The 3,262-nt window shown below is 49.9% G+C and carries 2 protein-coding genes and 1 pseudogene; 2 read left to right on the forward strand and 1 reads right to left on the reverse strand.

All coding sequences use genetic code 11. From position 1 onward, the window contains the following. A pseudogene (locus QZF50_RS23095) lies at positions 1-116 on the forward strand (IS110 family transposase); the annotation flags it as partial. A 234-nt stretch (positions 117-350) separates the two neighbouring features. On the opposite strand, the gene katE reads toward QZF50_RS23095, so the two are convergent. Next, entirely contained in the window at positions 351-2,612 is a 2,262-nt protein-coding gene (gene katE / locus QZF50_RS23100) for a catalase HPII (protein WP_001748461.1), read from the reverse strand. Between the two features lie 182 nt (positions 2,613-2,794). Here katE and cedA point away from each other — a divergent pair, with 182 nt between their 5' ends. Continuing rightward, the gene (gene cedA, locus QZF50_RS23105; RefSeq protein WP_250346693.1) at positions 2,795-3,058 is read left to right on the forward strand and encodes a cell division activator CedA; all 264 of its coding nucleotides are present in this window, start codon (positions 2,795-2,797) and stop codon (positions 3,056-3,058) included. Positions 3,059-3,262 lie beyond the last annotated feature (204 nt).

Below are 3,262 nucleotides of genomic sequence, written 5' to 3' on the forward strand. Positions count from 1 at the left end.
AGAAAGGAAAGGTGATTCTCGGCGCGATGATGCGCAAGCTGGCACAGGTGGCGTATGGAGTGCTGAAGTCAGGCGTGCCGTTCAATGCGTCACGGCATAATCCGGTAGCGGCGTAAAAATCGCGGAAGGGATGAAAAAAACAGCGCCTGACGGCGCAGTGTCTGGCATGCCTGCAATCCGGGAAACCGGACCAGGAAAAAACTTGCAGGCCATAACAGTATCTACCAATAAACTGCAATACATTGAATTTATACGACTTTGTAGGCTGGATAAGGCGTTCACGCCGCATCCGGCATAAACAAAGCGCACTATGTAAATCATTTGAGGCGGCGCAATTGCGCCGCCTCCCATCAGGCAGGAATTTTGTCAATCTTAGGAATGCGTGACCACACGCGGTGTGCTGCCATCAGCGTTAGCAGTTCATCCATAAAACTACCGTCAGCGCTGTCAGCTTCCACAATCCCTTCTTCACCCTGGTCAGCGACCTTGATTGTTGCTTTAAACTTGCGCGCGTCTCCCGCCAGCGCAATCGGTTTAAGGTGTTTGTAGGCTTCCATCAGGTAGTAGTTGGCATCGCCGTTGTCAGCGATATCCGCGATATTGCCGCAAGGGACAATGACCGCATCGACCGTCAGCGAAGGTGCACCGGCAAAGGTAGCGGCTATAGGCAACACCGTACCGTCATCCGCAGTCACTTCACCCATTCGGGAGTAGAGCAGTTTGGCATGAACGCCTTTGGCCTTCAGGGCCTTGAGAATGGCCAGAAGGTCTGCCGATCTCACTTCATCATTAAGTAAAATCGCTACCACGCGACCTTTCACATCACCGTCAGGAATGGCGTACAAACTTAAGGATGGATCCTTTTTCAGACTGTTGACGTCCGGAGGTGGGGTGATATTCAGCTGGTCGTCAGTCAGTTCGATACCGAGATTTTTCGCCACCGCCTGGGCCAGAGTGAGATCAATATGCGCCAGCTGGTCAACAACGCGCTCACGAATATACGGACGAACGACTTTGCTTAACTCAAAACTGAAACCATCGACAATATGGCGCTGCTCGAATGGCGTCTGACTTAGCCAGAACAGACGCGGATGGGAATAATATTCGCCAAACGATGGACTGCGCTCACGAACTTTATTTCCTTCCACGCGTTCCTGATATGATTCAAAACCGCCGCGTTTCGGTCCCGGCGGTGTTTCGCGCGGCCAGTTATCGTTGATCGAGTTCGGTTCGTAATTCGCCGGGTTAGTGTCGATCCCCATACGATGCATGCCATCACGCTGGAAGTTGTGGTAAGGGCAGGTCGGACGGTTAATCGGAATCTCATGGAAATTCGGCCCACCAAGACGACTGATTTGTGTATCGATATAGGAGAACAAACGTCCCTGCAACAGCGGATCGTTGGTGAAGTCCAGACCAGGAACAATATGACCTGGATGGAATGCTGCTTGTTCGTTTTCGGCAAAGAAGTTATCCGGATTGCGATTGAGCACCATTTTGCCGACACGCTGAACGGGCACCAGTTCTTCCGGGATCAGTTTGGTTGGATCGAGAAGATCGAAGTCGAACTTGAATTCATCTTCTTCAGGAATCAACTGGAAGCCCAGTTCGTATTCCGGAAAATCGCCTGCTTCAATGGCTTCCCACAACTCGCGGCGGTGGAAGTCCGGGTCACGTCCGGTGAGTTTTTGTGCTTCATCCCAAACGAGTGAGGCTTTACCTGCCAGTGGTTTCCAGTGGAAACGTACAAACGTTGCCTTCCCTTCGGCATTAATCAGGCGGAAGGTGTGAATACCGAAGCCTTCCATGGTGCGGTAACTGCGGGGGATGCCGCGATCCGACATCGCCCACATCACGTTGTGCAGAGTTTCAGGTTGCAGAGAAACATAATCCCAGAAAGTATCGTGGGCGCTTTGCCCTTGTGGAATTGCCCAGTGTGGTTCTGGTTTTACCGCATGAACAAAATCGGGGAATTTATGCGCATCCTGGATAAAGAAGATTGGCGTGTTATTGCCAACGAGGTCAAAAATACCCTCTTCAGTATAGAACTTGGTGGCAAAACCACGGATATCACGCACGGTATCGGCAGAGCCAGCGCCACCCTGAACGGTAGAGAACCTAACAAATACTGGGGTGATTTTGTTCGGATCTGAGAGGAAATCCGCTTTGGTGATATCGCTTAAGCTTTTATATGGCTGGAAATAACCGTGAGCTGCTGATCCGCGTGCATGAACAATACGTTCCGGGATGCGCTCATGGTCAAAGTGGGTGATTTTCTCGCGCAGAATAAAATCTTCCAGCAGCGTTGGACCACGGTTACCGGCACGCAGTGAGTTTTGATCATCGGCGATGCGCACGCCCTGATTAGTGGTCAGCGCATAATTTTCACTGCCTTTGCGTACGTCTTCCAGAGAATTAAGTTTTTCGTTACGTGTATCAGGGGCTTTCAGGCTCCCAGGGGCGGTAGGTTGTGCACCTGGCGGTGTTGGTTCAGCCGCTGGACGATGAGATCCGTCCTCAGGTGCCAGTGAGTCCATCCCCGGTTTCGCTTCGCTGGAATCGTGTAGTGGTGACTGGTGCTGATGTGGGTTCTTTTCGTTATGTTGCGACATTGAACTCGTCTCCTTAATTTATTACTGAAAGGGCCGCTGTTTTGGTCAAAAAACTCTCTAACTATAGACCACCAGCCAGATCCCGCTTCGGAGACTATTCTGGAAACGGTGTTATGAAATACACGCAAAGCGGGACGTACAGGGGCTAAATCGGCTAAACTACAGTTTTTCTAATTTTTAATATGCGTTTAGTGAAGCCAGTAATGAAGAAACCGCTCCGCCAGCAAAACCGCCAGATTATTAGCTATGTCCCACGCACGGAACCCGCGCCGCCAGAACATGCGATAAAGATGGATTCGTTTCGTGATGTCTGGATGCGGCGTGGCAAATATGTTGCGTTTGTACTGATGGGAGAGTCATTTCTGCGCTCACCGGCGTTTACTGTGCCTGAATCTGCCCAACGTTGGGCAAATCAGATCCGCCAGGAAGGGGAAGTGACTGAGTAAGGATTACATACCTCCCGGTTTTGCCGGGAGTTACATGACCTGAAATTCTGCATTTCGTTGCTACATTCATTCAAACCACCTGTAACAAAAAGCTGCCTTTGACGAGCTATTGCTATAAATAAGTGATCTTTTTTCTTTAATTGTTTATTTATTTTAAAATGGTTAAGTTTTGCTAATCATGATGAGCTATTTTTGATAGTTCAT

The organism is uncultured Escherichia sp. (assembly GCF_948475835.1).
Taxonomy (GTDB): domain Bacteria; phylum Pseudomonadota; class Gammaproteobacteria; order Enterobacterales; family Enterobacteriaceae; genus ECMA0423.